Source organism: Flintibacter porci, assembly GCF_041925195.1.
GTDB classification, from domain to species: domain Bacteria; phylum Bacillota; class Clostridia; order Oscillospirales; family Oscillospiraceae; genus Lawsonibacter; species Lawsonibacter porci.
This window is the reverse complement of record NZ_JBHEVB010000009.1, coordinates 1-22940: the sequence shown is the minus strand read 5'-3', so window position 1 is coordinate 22940 and position 22940 is coordinate 1. Positions and strand designations below refer to the sequence as shown.

Sequence of the window (22940 nt, the reverse complement as noted above, 5' to 3'; positions counted from 1 at the left end):
CGTAATGAAAAAACTCAGAAGAATTCTGTTTCTTGCGCTCATGGTCGGGCTTCTTGCCTGTCTATGCTGCCAACCCGCTTTTGCCGCCGTTACGGAGGAAGAAGTGCAGGCGCAGGTAGATGCCGTAGGCAAAGAAGCAGTATCCGGCAATGTCCTGATTTGGTTCATGTGTGCGATTGGTTTTCTCAAAGTATCACAGAAAATCGACTCCTTCATGGCAAGTCTGGGAGTCAATGTAGGCCAAACCGGCGGCAGTATGTTGGCGGAAGCCATGATAGCCGCCCGGGGCTTCAGTGGATTCAAGAGCTTTTCCAGCCACCATTTCGGCGGTGGGCACAGCAGCAATTCCACCCATGTGAATGCAGGCGGTGGTGGTAAGGGCGGCGGCTTTGGTGCCGGCTTTGCCAGCGGCGGTCTGGCCGGGGTAATTGGCCGGAAGGTCACGAACAATGCGGTAAAAACAGCGACAACTCCCTCAGAAACAAAAGCCTCCGGCCTTGGTGGTCTCGTAGGCGGTGCTGCGGGGGGTATCGGCGGCCACATCTATACTTCGTCCGTCAGCAAGGGCGGCAATTTCGCCAACAATGTGATCGGTTCTGTTGCCACCGGGAACATCACCCAGATGGGTACAATTTCCGGTGAGAAAGCTGTTGACGCTCTTCACTCTTACATGGGGCACGCTGCTTTGGAAGCTGGCGCTGAAAACATTCCCCAATACCAGAATGTTGAGATCGGCGGCGGGCGTATCACAGGCACCGAAGTTACCGCCGAGCATCCGGTGGGTATCGCTTTCGGAATGTATCATGCAGATCAGTATGTTGCACCCGAGGGCCAATACACAACGGTTCATTCCGCCGACGGTGCGGCATGGTATAAGCAATACGCTGTTGACACTGTAGAGAAATCCCCCTACATGGCGCCGGATGGTTCGATAGCCTACAACGAGTCAATCGTCAAAAAGCTGCCCCCCACTCCCCGCAGAAAGGACAGGCTCTAAATGGATGAAGAAAAAAAGACTGGTCTTGCCGACGCTGTGGAAACCGGAGCATCCGCCGCCCACACGATAAAAGGCGCCATTAAGGCAGGCAAGGCAATTTCCGGTGCCGCAAAAGGAGCCGCCGCCGGCGGCCCGTATGGTGCCGTGGCCGGGGCCGTTTGGGCCGGACGCAAGCACATCGGCAAGATCATTGCCGTCATTATCATTCTGCTTTTGCTCCCGGTACTGTTTATCCTGATGCTCCCGGGGCTTATCTTTGGAGGTCTGGTTAACGCCTTTTCTCCGGCAGATTCCGAAGCCCCTGTCCTCAACAGCGAGACAGCTATCGTGGAAAACGCCAATGACATCACATTCACCATCAATTCCATTCTGGGCGAGGCGCTGGATGATGTGATGGCCCGGATCGAGGAAGATTTTGCTTCGTCTGGTGCTGACCACATGGAGATCAAGAATTCCTATTCCTCCGGCCCTGTTTTCAATGCCAATCTCATCATCTCTCAGTATTGTGCGGCCCGGGATGAGGATTTTGAAAGCATTTCACTGGATGATTTGGCCGCTGTTCTCCGGGACAATAAGGAACACCTGTATTCCTACACCAGCGTTCAGGAATCCCGTGAGGTTACTACCGAAGACCCGGAAACCGGCGAGGAAACCACCACTACCGAAACATGGATCATTTACACGATCCGGTATAACGGTGAATCCTATCTTGCGGACCATGTTTTCGCACTCACGGATGAGCAAAAGGAGCTTGCCTCTGACTACGCTTCCAACCTGAGTACCTTTTTGGGTGATGGGCTGCTCCAGAACATGACAGAGTGGACCGGAAACAGCATCCCCTCTCTTGGGGATGTAACCTTTACCGATGGTGTGACACCGGTGGTGTACTATAATCAGCTGGATGAACGCTATGCCAGCCAGCCTTATGGAACTGACAACATTGGCGGCTACGGCTGCGGGCCGACCAGCATGGCAATCGTAGTGTCTTCCCTTACGGACGATACGGTTGATCCCGTGGAGATGGCACGGTGGTCCTATGAAAATGGATACTGGTGTGACAACAGCGGCTCCTATCACGCCCTGATTCCTGCCGCAGCAGAAGCCTGGGGGCTGCCGGTATCCGGCTGTACGACATCCGAGCCGCAGCGCATCGTCGATGCACTTTCTGAGGGAAAGCTGGTTGTGGCAATCATGGCTGAAGGGCATTTCACTTCTTCCGGCCACTTCATCGTTCTTCGAGGTGTAAAAGACGGTCAAATCATGGTGGCAGACCCGGCCAGCTATAAGCGCAGTGAGCAACTTTGGGATCTGTCCATTATCTTAAACGAGGCCAGCCGTCGTGCAGGCGCCGGCGGTCCGTTCTGGATTATCGGTTGACCTTCCTTCGGTTACGGAAATGAGGTATGTATGAGCAACAAAAACGACCATGATATTTATATCATACCGCCGAATTTCATTGAATCAGGCACATTTTTCGGCGGTATGTTCCGTGCGCGGAATGTTATTGAGGCCGGTATCCTGGCTTTTGCCATCGGGGTGCCGGTCTTCATGTTTGTTCCGTTCGGGTTGACGACCCGCATTATCATTTTGTGCCTGACCGCCCTTCCTGCGGCTCTGGTCGCATTGATCGGCATTTCTGGCGAGAGTTTGTCGGAATTTCTGATTATCTTTTTGAAATATCTGCGGAATCGCCGCATCGTCGGCGGCGATGGTCAGCAGCCGAATGAGCAAGCGCCCCCTATGAAACGCCCCGGCAGACATCTCAAGCAAAGGACTCCGAAAGAAAAGGAGTCTCGGCCTCCGAAGCGCAGGCGTTCCGGTGAATCGGATTTTCCAGCTGAGTTTGACGAGGTTCGCAGTTACGAGATTCGTGAGAAGCTCCGGCCCAAGAAAAAGCCGAAGAAAGAACTTTCGTCCAAAAAAGCGAAGAAAAAGCCCAACAAGCGGAAGGAGAAGGTACATCCGCCCAAGCGCCCCGCTCATATCAAAGAGCAGCCGCCCGCCTGCCTGAATCCGGTGGCAGACTATCTTCCCATCGAAAAGATCCAGAACGGCATCATCTACACCAAAGACCACCGGTATGTCAAGGTGGTCGAGGTGGTTCCCATCAACTTTATGCTCCGCAGCGCAAGAGAGCAGCGCAATATCATCTACTCTTTTGTGTCGTATCTGAAAATCTCTCCCGTCAAGCTGCAGATCAAGGTGCTGACCCGTCGCGCGGACATCAACCGTCATTTGGACACAGTACGCAGGGAGATGGCTCAGGAGAAAAATGAGCAGTGCCGTTTGATGCAGGAAGACTATCTGAGCTTTGTGCAGCAGATCGGCGCCCGGGAAGCTGTCACACGGCGCTTTTTCCTGATTTTTGAGTATGAGCCCTGGAACAACACCCGGCGTTCGGAACAGGAAGAGGAAGCTATTCAGTCCCTGCAAAGCGCCGTACATACTGCATCCAATTACCTCCGGCAATGCGGTAATGAAGTGATTATCCCCGAAAACGAGGACGAATTTACGGTTGATGTTCTTTATAATCTCCTCTGCCGAAATGAGAGCGCCATCAAACCGCTGGCACTCCGGGCACAGGAGGTTGTTGCACAGTATGCGGCAAAAGGCCGGGAAAGCGAGATTGACCATATCCCTGCAGCCGAGTTTGCCGCTCCCAAAAGTATTGATTTTACTCATGGGCGCTATCTGTGCATAGACGGGCTGTACTACGCCTATTTGCTGATTCCGTCGGATGGTTATAAGACGCAGGTTCCCGCCGGATGGCTGAGTTTAATCGTCAACGCCGGCGACGGCATCGACATGGACATGTTCCTTTCCAGGCAGCCCAAAGAGCGCATCATCCAGCGGGTAGGCCAGCAGCTCCGCATCAATCGTTCCAAAATCAAGGACGCGAGCGACACCAACACCGATTTTGACGACATCGACGGCGCCATCCGAAGCGGCTATTTTCTGAAGGAAGGTCTTGCCAACAACGAGGACTTCTACTATCTGAATCTGTTGATTACCGTTACTGCCCCTACTGAGGAAGATTTGGAATGGAAGGTCAGCGAGATGAAAAAGCTTCTGCTTTCGCAGGATATGGATGTCCGTTCCTGCCATTTTCGTGAGGAACAGGCATTTCTCTCTGCGCTCCCGCTGGTATCCATGGAGAAAGGACTTTTTGAGCGTGGCAAGCGCAACCTGCTGACTGGCGGCGCCGCAAGCTGCTACCCCTTCACTTCCTTTGAGATGTGTGACGACAACGGCATCCTTTTGGGGGTGAACAAGTACAACAGTTCCCTCATCATCGTGGATATTTTCAATTCCGCGATTTACAAAAATGCCAACATTTCGATTTTAGGTACCAGTGGCGCAGGCAAAACCTTCACAATGCAGCTTATGGCGTTAAGAATGCGGCGTAAAAATATCCCTATTTTCATCGTCGCTCCCTTGAAGGGGCACGAGTTTCACCGCGCCTGTGCAAACGTAGGCGGCGAGTTTATCCAAATCTCCCCGGCAAGCCCTCACTGCATCAATGTTATGGAGATCCGCAAGGTTGATCGGTCTGTCAATGAACTTCTGGACGGCCCCGGAATCCAGCTTTCTGAATTGGCGGCAAAAATCCAGCAGCTGCACATCTTTTTCAGCCTGCTCATTCCCGATATGAGCCATGAAGAGCGTCAGCTTTTGGACGAAGCGTTGATCCGCACTTACAACGCAAAGGGCATCACGCATGATAACGCTTCACTGGATGACCCGGCCAATCCGGGTCAGTACCGGGAAATGCCGGTGCTAGGCGACCTGCATGAGATTCTGAAAGCTGCGCCGGAAACTATCCGCATGGCTCATATTCTCAACCGTCTGGTTCACGGTTCGGCCAGTACATTTAACAAGCAGACCAATGTAAGTCTGGATAACAAATATACCGTGCTGGACATTTCCTCGCTCACCGGCGATCTGCTGACTGTAGGAATGTTTGTGGCGCTTGATTTCGTGTGGGACCGGGCAAAGGCTGACCGCACGGAAGAAAAAACAATCTTCATCGACGAATGCTGGCAGCTCCTTTCCGGTGCAGGCGCCACAGGCACACGGCTGGCCGGCGATTTCCTTTTGGAGATTGCGAAAACGATACGTGGGTATGGAGGCTCGGCGGTCTTCGCGAGCCAAGACCTCAACGATTTCTTCAATCTGGATGAAGGTCGCTTTGGCAAAGGTATCATCAACAACAGCAAGACAAAGATCATTCTTAACCTGGAGGATGATGAAGCGGAACGGGTTCAGGAGACCCTGCATCTGTCCGATGCGGAAACGATGGAGGTCACCCATTTTGAGCGTGGCAATGGCTTGATCTCGACCAACAACAACAATGTCATGGTTGAGTTTAAGGCCAGCCCTCTTGAGAAGGACCTGATTACCACCGACCGGCGTGAACTTCGTGAAATTCTGGAGCGCAAGCGCCGTGAACAGGAGTCTGCATAACCCTTGTTCTCCTACATTTCTTCAAAACACGCCAAATAGACGCTGCGATGACGCCTTTCAGCGACTATTTTTGAAAGGCGCCCCGATGGCGTCTTTTATGCGTCATCTATTTTTACAAACAGGAGGTGAGCTCATGAAGACCAGGGCTGAAATCTATGGAAATGAAGCTGCAACGCTACTGCGGACGGTGACTATGTATCCTGGTCTCAGCCAGCAGCAGCTTCTTTGCTTTCACCCTGGCAAGTCTGAAACAGCGAAAGCCCTGCTTTCCCATCTGGAAAGGCAGGGCCGCATTTTCCAAAGTGATAACGGCGGATATTTTCCTGCCGGCTATTCGCCCAAAGCTGATCAGGCGCTTATCAAGGCGGTGTGGGTCCTTTTGGATTTCATTCAGCAGGCTGATTATCACGCACCTGCGGAGTTTCCTGTCAAACTGGTCTTTTTCGCCGATGGGGAACTGTATGAAGTCGCCTATGTCGCCCATGGACAGGAAGCGTTAGTCTGTCATGCTCTACGGGGCAACAAGGGCGGTAGCCGTCGCATCATCTTGGTCGATTCTCCGACACAGATTGCCAAAATCGACTGTCCCGACATATCCGGTTTTTGCACCGTATCCCAAGATGGACAAACCCAGTATTTCAAGAAAGCAGGAGGCACATGATTTTTGGATCGAAAACTGATTTCCCGCAGAATAGGGAGCATTCTCGACGATATATCCCGTTTGAGTAATGCGCTGTATGCGATGGACACAACAGACATCCAACGCTATCCCGACAATTACGAAATTCTCTCTACGGATGCTGCGCTTCGGGCGGAACGGATCGCCTGCCGGCTGCGGCATTTGATATATTCCAGCACCTCCATCCAGAAGGGCGAGTATCTCCAATCCGCCAGCGTGGCGCAGGGCATCTCGATAGCCTATGAAAACGGGGTCCTGGAAGTGACCCTTCCCGGGCTTCTCCCGAAGCGCCGGCAACGGCAAAGTTCCGAGTTCCTGTTAGACCCGCTCTATTTCGCTCTGGAGCAGTACGCAAAGGAACAGCCTCTCCCCCATTACCGGAATTGTGTTGTCTGCTTTGCCCAAGTTTACGATCAAACACTTCCCACCAGGCGGGTGCGTGATTATGACAATCTGGAGGAAAAGCAGTTGCTGGATCTGTTGTCCACCTTTGTGATGGCCGATGATACCGGTTTGCTATGCGATGCCTATAATACCACAGAGCTGGGAGAGCAGGACTGCACCAAGATCTTTGTCATGGAAAAACAGCGGTTTCCCCAATGGCTTGCAGAGCGCAAAGAGAGCTTGAAAACCATCTCGGATTTTTGAGCCTTTTGGCCCTTATTTTTCCCGACATACCTTGATGGCACAAAAAAGCCCGGATTTTCAACGCTTCCAGACTTGCGCCACTGCAGAATTTTACCGAAGTTCTCAGTCATCACGGTAAAAAAACAATTCACAAGGGAGGTGATCACTTGGGAAAAGCAGCCGGACATTTCCACAGCCGGACACGCTCCCGTTCCGGCTTCTGGCGTTGACAGCCATCTCAGGAGAGTTCCCCACCAGCCAGCTCAACCGTCTCCCAGCCAGTCCTTACTATTTGGAGTCGGTTGTGACCGATCTGAAAAAGAGCGGGCTTCTCCGCACCTATTACCGTGACAAACTCCGCGGCTATCGTTTAGGCGTTCGCGCAAAAAACAGGCTGCTGGACAACTGGCCTGAGCGTTTTGCTCCCTATCTGACAGGCGATACCGACACCAATCGGCTGAAAAGCGAGATTGGGCGTCGGCTTCGTCTTCACCGTCTGGCAGAAACCTATGTCACGATGGACAATGCTGGGGTGGGACTTTTCCAAGATGAAAAACCGAAGGTTTTTGCCCCGCAGGGCTATTCCGATGGGGCCGTGGAGTATCCCTCATTTTACAGTTCCCGTGAAGTCAAGGAGATGGGGGTGGATACCACGCAGATCCGCAGTTCTCGCTTCACTGGTGTGCTCCTTACCTCCAGCGGCATCTATATTACTTACAACAGCAGCGCAGCTCTGATGAAATGGCGCTACAAGTCCGAGATGCGGGTAAAGGCTCTGATGTGGAGCGTTCTGTGTCAGCAGCGCCTCACCGGGCAATACAATGCAGACGCTGTGCAGGGAGTCGTTCTGGGGGAAAGCATGGAACTCGCTTACCAGATGCTGACCAGCACTGGCGGCGCCAAACATGACTCTTTCATGCTGGACGGAAGCTACGACCATTTTTTCTTTTTTACCAACGACCATCAGGGAGAAGTGCTGCTGGCCTTGCTGTGCGATTGTGCTAAGACAGCGCAGCTCAATGACATCTTGAAGCAGGGCCTTACAACCGGGGCTGCGAGTCGGGCCATCGAACACGATGCCTTTGAAGCGGATGGAACGCCTGTTTTGTTTTGCTACTTCTTCGATTTGCCCAGGATTGCGCGCTTCAACAGCGCCCTCGATCTTATGGACAGTTCCGGAATAATCATTTGCTTTGATTTTCAGGCAGATGTACTGCGGCGCTACTGCGGCAGCAGGGTGCGCTTTCAAACCATTGACTTCATCAAATTCGAGAGGAGGTTCTTCCCATAAACAAAAAGAAAATGATTGCCTGCCTGATGGCTGCTCCTTTGGCCATCCTCGCCATTCTCTATTCTGGCGGCTTTCTGGGGCAGATATTGGGCAATTACGCAGCTTGGAAACAGGGCGGCGGCGTTCCCGGAGACGGCACATCTCCGGTGGCGGCGTCGCCCGACTTTTTTACCTGCCTGACCTCAGTGCTGCACCCTCCCTATGGGGTATACGGTGTCCTGATCTGCATCGGCCTGCTGGCTATCCTGCTCCTGATGGTGATGAAGATGGGCTACAGCGATACGGGCGAATATGATACTGACCGAAATTTCATCTATTCGGCCAAGGGAACCTATGGCACCTCTGGTTGGTTGAGCCGCAAGGAGATGGCGGGTGTGCTCGATTTGGTGCCCGACCTTCGCAAGCATAAAGGTGTTGTGCTGGGAATGTTAGATGGGAAAGCGGTCTGCATCCCTGAAAATCCCAAAATCAACGGCAATCTGGCCGTATACGGCTCCAGCGGCAGCATGAAGACCCGCTCCTTCTGTATGAACCGCATCCTTCAGGCGGTGATTCGCGGAGAATCCCTGATCATTTCTGACCCCAAAAGCGAGCTCTACGAAAAATCCAGCGAGTACCTGCGCAATCAAGGCTACTGTGTCAAGGTGTTCAATCTGGTACTCCCGGAAAACTCGGACAGCTGGAACTGCCTTTCCGAAGTGGAAGGGCAGGAACTGATGGCCCAACTCTTTGTGGATGTCATCATCAAGAACACCAACAGTACCGGCAAGGGCGACCACTTCTGGGACAGCTGCGAAATGAATCTGCTGAAAGCCCTTGTCCTTTATGTGGATCAGAGTTATGCGGCGGAGAACCGCAATATCGGTGAGGTGTACCGTTTGCTGACGCTAAACGGAGAATCCGATCTGGACAATCTGTTCGATGTTCTGCCTCCCACTCATCCTGCCAAAGCTCCGTACAGTCTGTTCAAGCAGGCCAGCGATACCGTGCGCAGCGGTGTCATCATCGGTCTGGGTTCCCGCCTGCAGGTATTCCAGTCAGAACTGATCAAGAAAATTACCACCCGGGACGAAATCGATCTGGAGCTTCCCGGCCAAGAGCGGTGTGCCTACTTCCTTGTTACCAGCGACCAGGACAGTACCTTTGATTTTCTGGCAAGTCTGTTTCTCTCTTTCTGCTTTATCAAGCTGGTTCGGTATGCGGACAAAAACTGTGAGGGCGGCAAACTTCCAATTCCTGTCCACATTTTAGGGGAAGAGCTTACCGCCTGCGGCACCATCCCTGATCTCTCGCGGCGACTCAGTGTGATTCGCTCTCGCAACATTTCCATGAGCTGCGTGTTCCAAAATCTCGCGGGCCTTCAGAACCGCTACCCTCTCAATCTCTGGCAGGAAATCCTGGGCAACTGCGACGCGCAACTATTTCTGGGCTGCACGGATGGCCTCACAGCTGAGTTTATCTCCGAGCGCACCGGTCTGGCCTCAGTGTCGGTATCCAGCAAATCCAAGCAGCTGGGCACCTGGCGCATTTCCAACTACACACCGGAATTCCGTGAAACTTCTGGCGTTGGCAAGCGGCCTGTCCTCACCCCGGATGAAGTACTTCGATTGCCCATCACGCAGGCTCTGGTCATCATCCGCGGTCAGAAGGTACTTAAAGTTGACAAGATGGACTATTCCAAGCACCCGGAGGCGCCTAAGCTCCATTCTTGCAAAGCCTCTTCCCACATTCCTGAATGGCGGCAGATGGAGCAGGAACAGCCAGCTGCCCCTGTTGCTCCTCCCCCGCCGCCCGCCGCACCGAAAAAGCCGACACGAAAAAAGCCCAAGCCTTCCGCTCCTGCTGCTGATGTGAAAAAACCTGGAGCCAAACCCCCGGAGGGCATTGTTTCAACCGACAAGGATTCGATCCTTTCGTAATACACCAAATTAAGGAGGTTTACTTATATGGCAACCAAGAAAAAGGAACTTCTGGAACAGGAGGCCCCTGTTCCTGAGACCACCGCATTGGAGGATTCCCCCGCTCCCTCCGAGGATACGACTGCTCCTGATACTGCCCCGGTTGACGGCGAGGACCTGAACTCTCTGTTGGCCGCTATGGATCAGCCCGACAGCGCGCCCCCTTCCGATGATACCACCGGTGATTTGCCGGAGCTTACGGAAGCCGAAATGTTCGGCGATGATGCTGTGAGCAGCGACGAGGACGCCGCCGAGGCTCCTTCTGACGAGAACACAGACTTCGAGCAGGACGATGAGGCAACGGCTGACGGCGACGGAGAGCTCCCCGCAGAGGAAGACAGAGTAGGTGACGATACCGCTGCTTCTGAGCCGACTCCCCAGGCCGTCGAAGAACCGCCTGCCGCAAAGCCCAAGCGCACTTCCCGCAAGAAGAAGGTATCGGATACCGCTGCTGAGGCGGAGGCCCCTGTTCCGCAGGCAGACGCTGAGCCGCTCCCGATGGATGAGGCCCCGGCCGAGGATACTACTGCGGAGGGTGAATCCGTTTTGGAAGATGATCCCGCTCCGGTGGATGAGCAGGCACCCGAAGCCACCACTCCCCGGGCGCCCGCTCGCCGGTGGAATGTGCAGACGCGCCGCGAGCCCTCTATCCTGACCATCCGCAGCCGTGAGGATGTCGAGACGGCGGAAGACCGTGAGGATGTCATCTGGCATGAGATCCACAACGCCTACCGCACCCGCCGTATTCTGACGGGCCAGCTGGGCGGCATCGAGCAGCTGGACAACCGTAAGACGGTGGCCGTGGTGGACTACAAGGGTTTCCGCATCATCATTCCCATCAAGGAAATGATGATCAACCTGGGCCGTAGCCCTTCTGGCCAGGACTACGCCGACCTGATGCTGCGCCAGAACAAGATCCTGGGCAACATGCTGGGCGCCGACATCGACTTTGTGGTGCGGGGCATTGACTCCAAGACCCGCAGCGTGGTCGCCAGCCGCCGGGAGGCGATGATGCGTAAACGCCAGATCTTCTACTTCGATTTGGATGCTGACGGCATGTACCGTGTCTACGAAGGCCGCATTGTGCAGGCCCGTGTGATCGCCGTGGCTGAGAAAGTCATCCGCGTGGAAGTGTTCGGCGTCGAGTGCTCCATCCTGGCCCGGGATCTGGCCTGGGACTGGATCGGCGACGCCCATGAGCGTTTTGCTGTGGGCGATGAGGTGCTGGTCCGCATCCTCAGCGTGCGGCGCGAGAGTCCGGAAGACCTGAGCATCCGGGCTGACATCAAGAGCACTTCGGAAAACACCGACCGGGACAACCTGCAGAAGTGCCGCATCCAGGGCAAGTACGCCGGCAAGGTCACCGATGTCCACAAGGGCGTCGTCTATGTCAGACTTTCCAACGGCGTCAATGCGGTGGCCCACTCCTGCTATGACTACCGGATGCCCGGGAAAAAGGATGATGTGTCCTTTGCCGTCACCCGCCTGGACATGGAGCGTGGCGTAGCCGTGGGCATCATCACGCGGATCATCCGGCAGAACCTGTAATAACATAGTATTAAGCCCCCGCTCCAGCGGCACTCTCTTGTGCCTTGCTGAAGCGGGGGCTTTTATTGTTTGCTGCTACTCTGAACAGCGAAGCAGACATTTAATAGCGTAAAGGTATGAACTGCTTATCTGTCTTTTTTGCGCGACTGGATTTTCGAAACAGCGATATCGATTGCTTTATTAGCAACAATCACTATAAAGGCGATGATATATAAACTTATCACCTCGCGCCAGCTTGTCAGCCATCCAATCTTATAAAATGCAGCACATATTAAACCAAGGATGGCAAGCGTAATAATTACATTTCGTATGAACTTTCTCATTGTTGCATCCCCTTACGCCGCAAAATTGGTTAACGCCACAGAGGTTTCGGATTGGCAGGAAGCGAAAATGTACCTCTATAATATTTTTGGCCATACATTGTAGTACCATTCCAGCGTTCATATGTATTCATGGTAACCGGTATCATTCCACCGCTTCCTGTGCTGGTATATGTTGTAACGCTATATACAATCAAGCCTTTGGTACACATACCTGTACTTGCATCTCGGGCTGCGGCTTTAGCAATAGAATCAAGTTCTACAGAGGTTAATGAGGGGATTTGGGGAACAACCGCAGATCCAACAGCCAAAATATCAAGAATCCATTTTGCCACATCAGCATTGACACCATAATACTTCATAATCCACTCAATAGCTTTAGTGGTAGTAAGATTGATAACTGCGTCACGAACTTTTCGAATATTGTCGGTCGAGACCACATTATAATACCCTGTAGCCTGCGTTGGAGTCAAGTAGGTGATTTGGTCAATATTAAAGAACGCGCCGTCTGGGTCTACATCCATTTTTGACCATCTCCACTCGCCGCCGTTCGAAGAAGTCTTAGAATCACGGTTACCAACAAAATAGAATCTAAAACTTCCACTTGAAGAAGACGTGCCGCCTTTTACTTTAACATAATAGGTTGTATTATTGTTCAAATCCACCTTGATTTGGAAGTTATTGTTACTCCCACCGGTACCTGTTTTGGTCACTAAGCTCAGGCCAAGCAATCCACTCTTATACAACTCGCCATAAGTGTTTGTTGAGCCAGTCGTATAAATATTGTACGCACCACCAGATGTTGTTTTGAAGGTGAACCATTTTTCGCCATTGGCGGTGAGTGTTTGAGTTGAGCCTTTCCCCTCCGTTACTGTAATGGAAGAGGAAGGTTTAGCGACTTTCGATGGAGCCGATGCAGGGGGAATTGTTTCACTGTTATTCGCGGAAGAAGCAAAGACAACTTCTTCAGGGAGTAATTGTAGTCCTTTGGCTTGTGCGAAGATTTCTGCTTGTTTATAAATCTCTTGTGCAGTTGCTAAATTCTCACCTTCATCCTGATATTCCGCTTCAGCATCTGCTGCCATTGCAGATATGCACAAAGAACATACCATGATCAAAGCAAGGAAAAAGGCTAAAAACTTTTTCATATACATACCTCTTAATTTTTACTCTTAGGCAAAAACATAAAAATCTGTAATTTTAAAGCATTGATATGTTACTTAGGCGCTAGCGCTAAAATTGCGATACTTAAAACAATAAAAATCAATACGATTCCGCCTATTACTTTAATGGGCCTCATACAATTTCCATTTCTTTTCGATGACTTTACCGGTACTATTCCAGTCCAGTTTAGGGAAACATAGAATGTCCGCAGTGTAACACCTATCAACGTATGTTCCGTTAAGGATGGCCTTAGTCTACTTGTTACGGAATTTGTCTGCAGTCTGTCTACCCAAAATTGCCAAAGCGATCAGTGCTCCGGCACAAATAATAGCGAAAGGAATAGTCTTATAAAAAAAGGCCTCTGGAACATAGTTTGCAGCCCAACACCCGACAATCAAGATAAAGGATATGCTTGCAATAAAAATAAAGAAAATCGGCAAAATCGCCATCAATTTGTTCATGCCTTGCTATCCTCCGAATACGACTTCACAGCAGGTTCGTATCCATAACAATTTTTGTGTGTAGTTTCTTTAATCACTCCATCCCAATTGGAACGCAATGTTTCAATGATAGTTAAGTTATGTTTATGATAACCGAGCTTATAATAAAAAGTTCTGGTATTATTGGAGCTATCATCATCCGGACCGCTGAGGGTGATGGTGATAGTCTTTTTGTAACTTCCGGTCAGACTAAGTGAAAATTCACCCTTGAGTGCTTTGTTTACTGTCGGTTGGCAACCTGCAGGAATACTGATTCCCGCTTTTGGAGAAATCGAAACCGCCTTTTCAACCGACTTTTGGTAAGTTTCACCGCGGGCAATACTCTTTACAAAATAAGGTTTTGACATGAATACCCAAGACTGCTCGATACCATTGTCGATGACCTTCCACTCTTTCCATTCACGATAGTCTCTGGTCATAATTGCAGATTTGTTTTCTTGGCGACGGAGAACACCCAATAAAGTATGGGTTGTTCCGTCATATGCGTAGGAGACGGGCTCAGCATACTGAATGTACTCATAAACCAGGCCATCATCTCCAACAAAGGTGGTAACGGTAGCGTTTTGCGGAATATCGCTGGGAGAATCGTTATTATCTGCAGCAAAAGCAGAAACAGATAAACTCATGGCCAGAATCAAAGCCAACATAAAAGCTCCAAATTTTTTCACATCTATTCCTCCTTGTAACGAAAATAAAATATCTCATTGTGTCATAGTGCTAAAAGGAGGCGAAAAAACAGCGGCATCAGCAGTACAAGAATGACTCCGCCCCCAAAGCAGGCAACGACAATATATAGCTTCTCTCTATCTTCTTTTTTCACAAATTAAAGCATCCCATCCTTTCCAAAATACGTATCGGCCAAACTGTCATGATAGATATCTTACACCATTGGGATCACACCTTCCATAAATTTGAAATGTTCCGTCTCTATGAAAGATCCACTTCTGTAGAAGTAGCCGAAATATCATCTGCGCCTGTAGTAACCGCAACTCTTGCACGATATCTGGCTTTATCCTTTACAGTGTAAGTTTTTGTGACATTGACCGTCCCACTTTCGCTAATCGGCCAAGACTTTACTTCCTTCCATCCTGATCCATCATACTGCTCCAAATATAGAGTTCCCTTCGTTTTTTCTTTACTTTGTTTGGGCTTGATTAAGAGCGACACAGAAATATTCTTTCCTGAGTTTTTGATAGATGGAACAACAAGCGTCGTACTCGTCCAGCGAGAATCAATAGTGGCATTTTGAGCACTTTGATCGAGGGGCTGTGGAACAGCTCCCATGGCCGATGCCGGGAAAGTCAATGCACTCATAAGCGTAATCGCCGTTAGTGCTAGTACAACCGTTTTTTTCTTACTTCTATTCAAAAGAAACCCTCCTCTTTGGCTATTTACCCATATAACGTACAGAGAAGCAAAAAGGGACAATCTTTTTCCGTCAAAAACTTTTTTCTGTATAAGAAAACTCCCTGTGCGTTTATGAGTCTTTACTCATATAACGCACAGGGAGACAAAAGGGGACATCTATTTCATTTTATATTTTCAGCAACCCTGATTAGTTCACTCTTGTCAATGGTTCCATAGACCGAGAAATAGTAGCCGTTTTTTTCAAATATAACGTAATTATTTCCGTCTTTCTTGAAGTAGTATCCAGAAACACCTTCTATTTGTACGGTTTCCAATAGGCTTCCTTCTGTATCAACATAAACTTTGGTATCCGACAGACTAATCAAAACATTCAAAAACTCGTCGTCACCACGCTCATATTCATATAAAATCAAGCTAGGTTGCTCAATCGTATCAAGCAATTCGAACTTATCAGGAAGATATTGTGGTGAAAAATCTTGTAACTCTTGGATCTGCAACCCATCACTACTCTTTAATTCAAAGATGGTATACTTTTCAAAAGTTTCAATAAACCAAGAAACAACACGTTCTCTAAATTCAGCATTTGCAACTAAAGCCGTAGAAAAAGTTACAGCAGCAATAACGGCAGCTACTGCAATCTTTCGCAGCACTCGTTTTTTGATGCTTTTTTTCAGAATTAAAGGTGGAGTAGCTTCATAAAGTTCATGATCCAAATACTTTTTCATTGCCATTACACTGGCATCTTTGAAATTGGATTCTGAGATCATCTCTTTATTATCAATTCCTATAATATAAGACAACCATTTCTTATAGTATAAAAGGAGTGCTTTTCCATCCTTTATGTGGTAGAACAGTTCCGCCTCTTCTGGTGTAAAATGAAAGCAATATTTGCAGAACAGTATCAATATCCCCTCTCTAGGAAGGAGCAATATCTTTTCGCTTAGAATTTGCAGCTGTTCACGACTTAAATTCACTTCATTATGTTGCATGCTATCTACTTCTACAGCCTGGGAACATTCCTTTTCAAACTCAAGATTTGCTGCAATTTTCAACAAGTCATTAAAACTATCATTCACTGTTATTCCCCCCTTTCAAACAGTCTTTTTAGCTTTTTTACAACTCGCTGTCCTCGCTTTTTGGCCGATTCCTCTGAAATCCCAAGCATCGCACCTATCTCGGCATAATTCATATTCTGTACGTATCTCATATGAATAAGATACCGTTCTTCGTCAGCAAGTAAATGGACCAATTCTACTAATCTTTGTATATTTTGCTTTTGGATGAATGCATCTTCAAAATTATCTGATGACTTTTCAGCAAAAGCATCTATCGAGTCCACATAAACATGTTTTTTTGATTGGCGCAAAATATCAATTGATGCATTTTTCACTATTGTAACGCAAAAGGCAGTCATTTGGGGACAGGGCAATTCTGATATTCTTTCAATATTGTCCATTATTTTCAAATATGCTGTCGCCACTGCATCATTTGCCAAAGGCTCAGTTTTCACTATTTTGCAGGAAATATTTATAAATTTGACATGGTGTGTTTGAAATATCTGTTCAACCAAGTTTCTCTGTTCCTCGGTCAAAACGCCCAAAAAGATACATAGCATTCTCTCCCCTCCTGATCAAATAAGCTCTTCTGAAATTCTGTTATGATTATATCATGGGCTTATTCTCACTGTACAGATTTGTTCATCAAGTTTTAGTATTTGCCCCCTTTCCCGAATTGATGGACAAAAAAACATTCGTTATAATGGAAAGGAAAGGGGACAAAGGAAATGGAAAACAAACGCAAAAAAGGGATAGCGCCGCCCCGGTACGACGAGGCGTTCAAGGCCGGAGCGATCCGGATGGTGACAGAACAGGGCCGTCCGAGCACAGAGGTTGCCAAGGAACTTGGTATCTGCATCGACACCCTGCGCAGCTGGCTGAAGGCCGCGGGCGTACAGGCAGGTCAGGCAGACCGCCAGAACCGGGACAGCCGCCGGACACGTGAGCTGGAAGCGGAGGTGCGTGCACTGCGCAAGCAGCTAGCAGAGAAAGATGAGGTTATTGACGTGCTAAAAAAATCCGTCGGCATACTTTCCAGACCATAGAGGACAAATATCGGTACATCAAGGCCGACCGTTCGGGAGTCTCTGTGGAGAAATTATGCCGCTTGCTGGAAATCTCCCGAAGCGGGTACTATGCCTGGCTTACACGCCGTCAAAGCCAGCGGGCACAGCACAATCAGGCGTTAACGAGAGAACTGGTATATTTGCATGAGAAATACCCCGCGTTGGGTCTGGACAGCCTGTATCACATGTTGAAGGCTAGCAATTCCTGCTCACGCGGGAGGGTCCACCGGCTAATGAAAGCCGCCGGAATCCACTCCATGCGCAAAAAGGCCTACAAATCCACCACGAACTCCCGCCATAGCCATCCCATCGCGCCCAATCTGCTGAAGCGTCAATTTTCTTTTACACAACCGAATCAGGCCTGGGTAGGTGATATCACCTATATTCCCACCGGCGAGGGCTGGCTGTATTTGGCTGCCGTCAAAGACTTATGCACCAAGAAGGTTGTGGGTTACGCCTTTTCCAGCCGCATCGACACCCAGTTGACTCTCGCCGCGTTGGACATGGCGGTACGCCGTGAACGGCCCAGCCCTGGCCTGATTTTCCACAGTGACAGGGGCATCCAGTATGCCGCAGAAGCCTTTCGGCACCGGCTTGCCGCGCTGGGCATCCGGCAAAGCATGTCCCGCAAAGGCGACCCTTACGACAACGCTGTGGCGGAGAACTTTTTCAGCTGTCTCAAATGTGAACTGGTTCACCTGCACCGGTATGATTCCCGCCGTGCTGCTCAAGCGGATATTTTTGCCTATATCGAGGCCTTTTACAATACGCTGCGCCCGCATTCCGCCATTGACTGGCTCTCACCGTGCGCTTTTGAACTGCGGCTGCGTAATGCCTCTGTCGCCTGATCTGAGAGATTTTACGTATTACTGCGATTCATTCTGTTTTTCCGCGCTTTTTACTGTCTATTTTTTCGGGAAGGGCTCATTGCTGCGGGTATCATCATGCGGATCACCCGCAGAATTTGTAATCGCATAATACAAAGCCCCCGCTCCAGCGGCACTCGATTGTGCACATGCTGGAGCGGGGGCTTTTTTATTGTTTTCTGTTACTCCGAGAGGCAGCTCCTACTCATAGATAAATTCGTTCATTCTCCTCTTCAGGAATATCTTCCCATTTTCCGCATCCCTGTAGTTTCTTTCCTAATTCTTCGTCATACACATAACATATATTTTCATGCGATACACTTCCAAGAACCAATTTTCCTTCTTTAAAAAAACATAGATCCTCCGGAACTCTCCAAATAACCCCATCATTAAACATGCAATTATATGATGTTAACAAGATTTTTTGGGATTCAGGTGTAGCCCGAAAAAGATAAGTTTCTATCTTTTGTTCATCTGGAACTCGATAGCAAAACCATCTATCTGTATGACGCGTTTCAATATGATACGGCAAAAGGCGTTGCATTAAGTCCGTAGACTCTTTTTCCTCTTTTGGTGTTATCCACCCATTTTTCGTCAATGAAAAAAGATCCGCAAACTTAAAGCAAATAGAAATCAGTTGTTCATATTCTTTTCCAGACAAATTTGCAGTTAATGACAACATACGACCACCAGACTCTCACGCCACATACCAACAATGAGCATTCATGTAGCTACGCCCATGATAATGCCACCAATATTTCGATCCACTGCCATGAATCTCGGGTCCCTTTGCTCCACCTAAACTTTCGCACAAGTTCCTTGCAAGATTTGATGTCACTGTAAAAATTCCTGCACTGCTGCTATTTATCTTCATAATTGCCAAAGCTACTTTTCTTGAAATATCAACAGGTGCTACCCATACATAGCTACCACTTAGCACTGCTGGATAATACTGATGCCCATTATTTTTCATATCAGCCACAGCAACATCTGCTTTTGTCGTACAGTTATATTTGTCATTATTTACCGTAATAGTCTTTCCCGACACCGTGACCGTATAAATGCCAACCAGTCCCTGTAAATAGTAGAAAGCCTCCATAACAGTAGAACCAAACGCATTAACGAAAATATCTACAATATCATTCCACTTACTACTAATCGCATCCCAGTTAGCTACGATGATAACTCCAAGGCCAAGTCCAATTACTATATCTACAACATTCCCAACAGGCATTGCTAAAGCAGCAGCCAGTGCCATAAAGCCATTGTAAACAACTTCTGGCAGGTTCAATGCTTGTAATTGTCCTGCTATACTTGCTGCATTATAGAGGACCACTTCATCATTCACAATAGCGCTTCTGCTTGAAGCACTTGGCTCAAAACGATAGTTTGGATCAACATATCTTTGATGGAACTCAACAAGAGAATAGTCTCCGCTTATAGCAAGCGATTCGATTAGATAAATGTATACTTCCTGCTGCTCCGGTGTTAGGTAATCAAATGTTTTATTTGCTACATCCCTAACCTCAGCTTCACTCATTCCTTCCCCAGTCTGTATGCCCAACTCGTCTGTTAACACGACCGTTGTAACGTCTTCTGGCTCAATAGATGCCGCAAATGCTTGGCTCGATAGAGAAAACATCATAATTGCCGAGAGGATCAAAGCTATAAATCTTTTCATTTGTCTTACCTCCTTTTTTGCAGTCGCATCGACAGATATTCTCAAACATATTGCTATAACTGTTTTTATAACTTGGGCCATATGTTCCTTAAAAAAGCTGGCTCATTAAATATTAGCACAATGGAATCCTCCCCTTTCCATTAAAATCTAATGTATCCTTTGCCGTTACCCACCTGAACATGGAGCGGGGGGTGCTTTAGGTATCATCGAGTGGATCATCCGGCAGGACCTGTCAAGTGTCGCCACCGGAAACAAAAAATCAAAAGCATAATAATATTGGCAGCATGTATATTTTTCAAGCCGGTTGGCACACTATTCGCTTGCAACGGAAAAACTACCTCTATGCTTATCCGCAGTAATTCTTACTTTAACAGATCCAGATACATCAACATTAAACTCTGATGTTTCTATATCATCCTCTTCGAAAACAGTATTGCCTTCACTATCGGTCATCGTGATTGAAATATTTCCAGACTCAGTTACGACCTCCACATGTATAGCATCCTGATCGGAGTTTGTATGGATTGTCTTAGTCATAGATCCATCAAGGCAAATATATTTGCCGGACCAACTATCCAACCACTCATGGCCCGTATAACCAATTCTTGTTGCTAATCTTGTTGTATTGAAGCCCAACGCATACGCAACAACAATAAACAGCACCAAACCGCACAGGCCTACCACTGTTGCTTTTCTTCTCATTTTACTGCTCACTCCCTCTATTCCCTTGTTATTGCGTCTTTCTCAAGTTTAGAAATTTCAACCTGGTAAAGAATAACAGGAATCAGAGAAGCAACTGCGAGAATTGCAAGAATGATAGATTTCATTAGAAAGCCGCATACCAAGAAGATCAGTCCGAAAGATAGCCAGGGATTTCTCAGTTGCTTTATATATTGAGCACGATCTTCATTTGTAGTATGTAATTCGAAAGGCTTCCCATCCTTCACCTTCTCTACGATTAACAATTCCTTATTGAAGGTGGTGGAATTTGTTGCAATTCGTCCACCTTTTTCTGCCCAAGGGCGAACCCTAACTTTACCGATAGAGTAATTCAAATTAATATTCTTATAAAAGACATGGTATCCAATATCTTCAAGGAACTTCTTATACTCCTCTGCACCTTGCTGAGATTTTTCGCCAATGAATTCCAGGCAGTACTCATACTTATTAGGTTCACACGATTCAAACTCGTAAAGCAGTTTTCCCGTGCGAACCAAACGGAATCCTTCCGAAGCCATTTTATTTAACCAATTTGTTTGAGTCCGCAATAATCCCCCAAAAAAACGGTAGCATCTTTTACTCATAACTATTTCCTCCTAATAATCTCACCGGCAATTCTGGTCAATTCCTGAAGGCGCAACAACTCTTTCTCTGCAACATTCTTGCCGAGTTCAGTTATCTTATATTCTTTTTTTCTCCCTTCGCCATCCCCAAAAGGTTCAATCCACTTCTTTTCAGATAGAGAATTCAGTGCACCATACAATGTGCCAGCACCTAGTAACAATCGTCCATTTGTTCTATCTTCTATAAATTGCATAATTGCGTATCCATGTTTTGGCTCGTATAATGCCAAAAGAATATAGAAAGTCACCTCAGTCAGTGCTCCGCCTTTAGCATTATCTCTCAAGCTATCGCCTCCATATTATTACGGTTACTGTAATATAAATATATCAGATGCAGATGTCAGTGTCAAGCATTCAACATACTCCAATTCAATTTTTGAGTTTTGAAAATGGTATAATTATATGTAACCTATTGATTTTTTACCATGTTTTTTGTATACTTCTATAAAAGGATATATCGCTAACCGTTATATCGCTTAGCGTAATATTCCTTTATAGTTACAGAGGATTTGCTGTAATACAGTGGCTGGAAATAATATGTATAGCTGCTTTCTGTATGTTCATCAGATTCTCTGTAATGAGAATCATTTTGAGTAGGAGTGAAAAGAATGAGTGCTGAATATATCGGAAATGGATACGGTAACGCTACTCCTCTCGGCTGTGCTGCTGATGCAGGCTGTATTGCCGATGTAGGGTGTGCCGCTAATGCCTGTGTTGCCGTGGCCTGCGCCGCCAATGTATGTGGTGTCGATGGTTGTGGTGCCGCTGGTTGCGCGGTTAACGCCTGCCCCCTGAACGGCTGCGTTGCTGACGCATGTGTCCTGAACTTTACCCCGCTGCCTGGTCCTCTGAACGAGGGAGACACCCCCGCTTAATAGAGGGCATTCCTCAGCTTGGCACATCTCACTGCAAAATAATTTATCAGCCTAGAATCGGTCTACTCCATTGGTTTCGATCTAAAAGCAGCTATACATATTTCCTAAGAGCTTATGAGGTGAGTGACTCAATGAAATTTTCTAAATACAATTTAATATTTGAGGACAAAGAAAAAAAGCACATTCTTTTTAATACATTATCTGGGCATAGTTTCTATGTGTCTGATGATATTGTCATCGCAATTACAGAAGGAGATCCAACTGCTCTTGATTTTGCTACGCAAAAGTCCTTTACTAACTATGGAATCATTATTGATGATCATATTGATGAAACACGGCTCTTTTCTTATTTCCACAACAAGTCCAAATTTGCATCACCCTCTGTCTCTGCAACAGTTCTTTTAACATGGGCATGCAACTTTTCTTGTGTATATTGTTTTGAAGGAGCCGGAGAAACCACAAATGTCATGACCCAGGAATCGGCAGACAAGTTTATTCGGTTTATGATAAGATTGGCTGAAACGCGCAATGCAAAATCAATGTATATCAATTTATTCGGCGGTGAGCCTCTCGTAAATATAATACAGGGCTTTTATATTTTGGAAAACCTGAAAAAATACTGCGACTCACATGGAATTAGCCTTTTTTGCGGTATAATCACTAATGGATCTTTAATAACATCTGAGATCATTGACAAACTTCTCTATTATAATTGTACCATGGTACAGATTACTCTCGATGGAACCAAAGATGTTCATGATGCTAGGCGTCCTTATAAAAATGGAAAAGGTTCCTTCGACGACATTATCTGCGCAATTAAGTTATTGTCTAAAGTAAGCAACAAATTACGTACAATCATCCGAATCAATATCGATAAAACTAATACCACTGAAGCCGTGAATCTACTGCGTTATCTCGGCAATAATGGCGAAGGCCTTACAATGTGTGGTATAGACTTTGGAATTGTACGCGGTAGTACATCGGCATGCTCCGCATATTCGGGTAACTGCTATATAGATGCATTCTGCGGCGCTCGGCGGCCACCGGTGCGGTCACCAGCGGCCACCTTGCGGCGCAGCGGCCACCCGTAATTAGGTGGTCATTTTAGGTTTAATCACCACGGTGTAGTGCTTTGTG

24 protein-coding genes are annotated in these 22940 nt (G+C 47.9%); 12 read left to right on the top strand and 12 right to left on the bottom strand.

What is annotated here, in order from left to right; genetic code table 11:
- The first annotated feature begins 4 nt into the window (after window positions 1-4).
- The 8 genes from ACEVJL_RS10910 to ACEVJL_RS10875 all read left to right on the top strand — a co-directional run bounded on the left by ACEVJL_RS10910 (window position 5) and on the right by ACEVJL_RS10875 (window position 11564).
- A complete protein-coding gene (locus ACEVJL_RS10910; protein ID WP_209346582.1) occupies window positions 5-997 on the top strand; it encodes a hypothetical protein in 993 nt (330 codons plus the stop codon).
- The gene (locus tag ACEVJL_RS10905; RefSeq protein ID WP_209346581.1) at window positions 998-2374 is read left to right on the top strand and encodes a C39 family peptidase; all 1377 of its coding nucleotides are present in this window, start codon (window positions 998-1000) and stop codon (window positions 2372-2374) included.
- A gap of 30 nt (window positions 2375-2404) precedes the next feature.
- Complete coding sequence (locus ACEVJL_RS10900; RefSeq protein ID WP_209346580.1) at window positions 2405-5461, top strand: VirB4 family type IV secretion system protein; 3057 nt, start codon at window positions 2405-2407, stop codon at window positions 5459-5461.
- Between the two features lie 133 nt (window positions 5462-5594).
- Window positions 5595-6122: a DUF5697 family protein gene (locus ACEVJL_RS10895; RefSeq protein ID WP_209346579.1), complete on the top strand. Its 528-nt coding sequence runs from the start codon at window positions 5595-5597 to the stop codon at window positions 6120-6122.
- Window positions 6123-6125: 3 nt separating this feature from the next.
- Window positions 6126-6788 (top strand): DUF6100 family protein, encoded by a 663-nt coding sequence (locus tag ACEVJL_RS10890; RefSeq protein ID WP_209346578.1) that lies wholly within the window; start codon window positions 6126-6128, stop codon window positions 6786-6788.
- A 283-nt stretch (window positions 6789-7071) separates the two neighbouring features.
- Window positions 7072-8058, top strand: coding sequence for a hypothetical protein (locus tag ACEVJL_RS10885; protein WP_348633708.1), 987 nt, complete (start codon window positions 7072-7074; stop codon window positions 8056-8058).
- A 26-nt stretch (window positions 8059-8084) separates the two neighbouring features.
- Window positions 8085-9977 (top strand): VirD4-like conjugal transfer protein, CD1115 family, encoded by a 1893-nt coding sequence (locus ACEVJL_RS10880; protein WP_209346576.1) that lies wholly within the window; start codon window positions 8085-8087, stop codon window positions 9975-9977.
- 27 nt (window positions 9978-10004) lie between these two features.
- Window positions 10005-11564: a S1 RNA-binding domain-containing protein gene (locus ACEVJL_RS10875; protein ID WP_209346575.1), complete on the top strand. Its 1560-nt coding sequence runs from the start codon at window positions 10005-10007 to the stop codon at window positions 11562-11564.
- A 125-nt stretch (window positions 11565-11689) separates the two neighbouring features.
- Here ACEVJL_RS10875 and ACEVJL_RS10870 read toward each other — a convergent pair whose 3' ends face one another.
- The 7 genes from ACEVJL_RS10870 to ACEVJL_RS10840 form a co-directional block, all read right to left on the bottom strand.
- Entirely contained in the window at window positions 11690-11887 is a 198-nt protein-coding gene (locus tag ACEVJL_RS10870) for a hypothetical protein (protein WP_209346574.1), read from the bottom strand.
- 29 nt (window positions 11888-11916) lie between these two features.
- Complete coding sequence (locus ACEVJL_RS10865) at window positions 11917-13032, bottom strand: hypothetical protein (RefSeq protein ID WP_374737840.1); 1116 nt, start codon at window positions 13030-13032, stop codon at window positions 11917-11919.
- 270 nt (window positions 13033-13302) lie between these two features.
- Entirely contained in the window at window positions 13303-13509 is a 207-nt protein-coding gene (locus ACEVJL_RS10860; protein ID WP_209346572.1) for a hypothetical protein, read from the bottom strand.
- A complete protein-coding gene (locus tag ACEVJL_RS10855; RefSeq protein ID WP_209346571.1) occupies window positions 13506-14216 on the bottom strand; it encodes a hypothetical protein in 711 nt (236 codons plus the stop codon). The genes ACEVJL_RS10860 and ACEVJL_RS10855 overlap by 4 nt, the downstream gene beginning before the upstream one ends.
- A gap of 259 nt (window positions 14217-14475) precedes the next feature.
- Window positions 14476-14916 (bottom strand): cell agglutination protein Mam3, encoded by a 441-nt coding sequence (locus tag ACEVJL_RS10850; protein ID WP_245185325.1) that lies wholly within the window; start codon window positions 14914-14916, stop codon window positions 14476-14478.
- A gap of 161 nt (window positions 14917-15077) precedes the next feature.
- On the bottom strand, window positions 15078-15992 hold the full coding sequence (locus ACEVJL_RS10845; RefSeq protein ID WP_209346570.1) for a DUF4367 domain-containing protein: 915 nt from the start codon (window positions 15990-15992) through the stop codon (window positions 15078-15080).
- A 2-nt stretch (window positions 15993-15994) separates the two neighbouring features.
- Window positions 15995-16531, bottom strand: coding sequence for an RNA polymerase sigma factor (locus ACEVJL_RS10840; protein WP_209346569.1), 537 nt, complete (start codon window positions 16529-16531; stop codon window positions 15995-15997).
- Window positions 16532-16699: 168 nt separating this feature from the next.
- Between ACEVJL_RS10840 and ACEVJL_RS10835 the strand changes: the two genes are divergently transcribed.
- On the top strand, window positions 16700-17017 hold the full coding sequence (locus ACEVJL_RS10835; protein WP_131774732.1) for a transposase: 318 nt from the start codon (window positions 16700-16702) through the stop codon (window positions 17015-17017).
- Entirely contained in the window at window positions 16990-17886 is an 897-nt protein-coding gene (locus ACEVJL_RS10830; protein WP_131774731.1) for an IS3 family transposase, read from the top strand. The genes ACEVJL_RS10835 and ACEVJL_RS10830 overlap by 28 nt, the downstream gene beginning before the upstream one ends.
- A 223-nt stretch (window positions 17887-18109) precedes the next feature.
- Here the strand turns inward: ACEVJL_RS10830 and ACEVJL_RS10825 are convergent, their stop codons facing one another.
- The 5 genes from ACEVJL_RS10825 to ACEVJL_RS10805 all read right to left on the bottom strand — a co-directional run bounded on the left by ACEVJL_RS10825 (window position 18110) and on the right by ACEVJL_RS10805 (window position 21212).
- Window positions 18110-18586 carry a hypothetical protein gene (locus ACEVJL_RS10825; RefSeq protein WP_209346567.1) on the bottom strand — a complete coding sequence of 159 codons (477 nt, stop codon included), beginning with the start codon at window positions 18584-18586 and terminating at the stop codon, window positions 18110-18112.
- 15 nt (window positions 18587-18601) lie between these two features.
- On the bottom strand, window positions 18602-19585 hold the full coding sequence (locus ACEVJL_RS10820; protein WP_209346566.1) for a hypothetical protein: 984 nt from the start codon (window positions 19583-19585) through the stop codon (window positions 18602-18604).
- Between the two features lie 312 nt (window positions 19586-19897).
- Window positions 19898-20287, bottom strand: a complete 390-nt coding sequence (locus ACEVJL_RS10815) for a hypothetical protein (protein ID WP_209346565.1) — start codon at window positions 20285-20287, stop codon at window positions 19898-19900.
- 17 nt (window positions 20288-20304) lie between these two features.
- A complete protein-coding gene (locus tag ACEVJL_RS10810) occupies window positions 20305-20889 on the bottom strand; it encodes a DUF2812 domain-containing protein (protein WP_209346564.1) in 585 nt (194 codons plus the stop codon).
- A 2-nt stretch (window positions 20890-20891) separates the two neighbouring features.
- Entirely contained in the window at window positions 20892-21212 is a 321-nt protein-coding gene (locus tag ACEVJL_RS10805; protein ID WP_209346563.1) for a PadR family transcriptional regulator, read from the bottom strand.
- A 324-nt stretch (window positions 21213-21536) separates the two neighbouring features.
- Between ACEVJL_RS10805 and ACEVJL_RS10800 the strand changes: the two genes are divergently transcribed.
- The gene (locus tag ACEVJL_RS10800) at window positions 21537-21803 is read left to right on the top strand and encodes a Cys-every-fifth RiPP peptide CefA (protein ID WP_209346562.1); all 267 of its coding nucleotides are present in this window, start codon (window positions 21537-21539) and stop codon (window positions 21801-21803) included.
- Window positions 21804-21934: 131 nt separating this feature from the next.
- Window positions 21935-22894 (top strand): radical SAM protein, encoded by a 960-nt coding sequence (locus tag ACEVJL_RS10795; RefSeq protein ID WP_374737839.1) that lies wholly within the window; start codon window positions 21935-21937, stop codon window positions 22892-22894.
- The last annotated feature ends 46 nt before the right edge of the window (window positions 22895-22940 follow it).

What these genes read in the sequence shown, in the direction of transcription:
- ACEVJL_RS10860 (WP_209346572.1), bottom strand. Translation starts at nt 13,509, where the DNA reads ATGAACAAATTGATGGCGATTTTGCCGATTTTCTTTATTTTTATTGCA.
- ACEVJL_RS10810 (WP_209346564.1), bottom strand. Translation starts at nt 20,889, where the DNA reads ATGAGTAAAAGATGCTACCGTTTTTTTGGGGGATTATTGCGGACTCAA.
- ACEVJL_RS10910 (WP_209346582.1), top strand. Translation starts at nt 5, where the DNA reads ATGAAAAAACTCAGAAGAATTCTGTTTCTTGCGCTCATGGTCGGGCTT.
- ACEVJL_RS10820 (WP_209346566.1), bottom strand. Translation starts at nt 19,585, where the DNA reads ATGAAAAGATTTATAGCTTTGATCCTCTCGGCAATTATGATGTTTTCT.
- ACEVJL_RS10875 (WP_209346575.1), top strand. Translation starts at nt 10,005, where the DNA reads ATGGCAACCAAGAAAAAGGAACTTCTGGAACAGGAGGCCCCTGTTCCT.
- ACEVJL_RS10815 (WP_209346565.1), bottom strand. Translation starts at nt 20,287, where the DNA reads ATGAGAAGAAAAGCAACAGTGGTAGGCCTGTGCGGTTTGGTGCTGTTT.
- ACEVJL_RS10870 (WP_209346574.1), bottom strand. Translation starts at nt 11,887, where the DNA reads ATGAGAAAGTTCATACGAAATGTAATTATTACGCTTGCCATCCTTGGT.
- ACEVJL_RS10900 (WP_209346580.1), top strand. Translation starts at nt 2,405, where the DNA reads ATGAGCAACAAAAACGACCATGATATTTATATCATACCGCCGAATTTC.
- ACEVJL_RS10795 (WP_374737839.1), top strand. Translation starts at nt 21,935, where the DNA reads ATGAAATTTTCTAAATACAATTTAATATTTGAGGACAAAGAAAAAAAG.
- ACEVJL_RS10800 (WP_209346562.1), top strand. Translation starts at nt 21,537, where the DNA reads ATGAGTGCTGAATATATCGGAAATGGATACGGTAACGCTACTCCTCTC.
- ACEVJL_RS10880 (WP_209346576.1), top strand. Translation starts at nt 8,085, where the DNA reads ATGGCTGCTCCTTTGGCCATCCTCGCCATTCTCTATTCTGGCGGCTTT.
- ACEVJL_RS10905 (WP_209346581.1), top strand. Translation starts at nt 998, where the DNA reads ATGGATGAAGAAAAAAAGACTGGTCTTGCCGACGCTGTGGAAACCGGA.
- ACEVJL_RS10840 (WP_209346569.1), bottom strand. Translation starts at nt 16,531, where the DNA reads ATGCTATGTATCTTTTTGGGCGTTTTGACCGAGGAACAGAGAAACTTG.
- ACEVJL_RS10865 (WP_374737840.1), bottom strand. Translation starts at nt 13,032, where the DNA reads ATGAAAAAGTTTTTAGCCTTTTTCCTTGCTTTGATCATGGTATGTTCT.
- ACEVJL_RS10825 (WP_209346567.1), bottom strand. Translation starts at nt 18,586, where the DNA reads ATGTTGTCATTAACTGCAAATTTGTCTGGAAAAGAATATGAACAACTG.
- ACEVJL_RS10835 (WP_131774732.1), top strand. Translation starts at nt 16,700, where the DNA reads ATGGAAAACAAACGCAAAAAAGGGATAGCGCCGCCCCGGTACGACGAG.
- ACEVJL_RS10895 (WP_209346579.1), top strand. Translation starts at nt 5,595, where the DNA reads ATGAAGACCAGGGCTGAAATCTATGGAAATGAAGCTGCAACGCTACTG.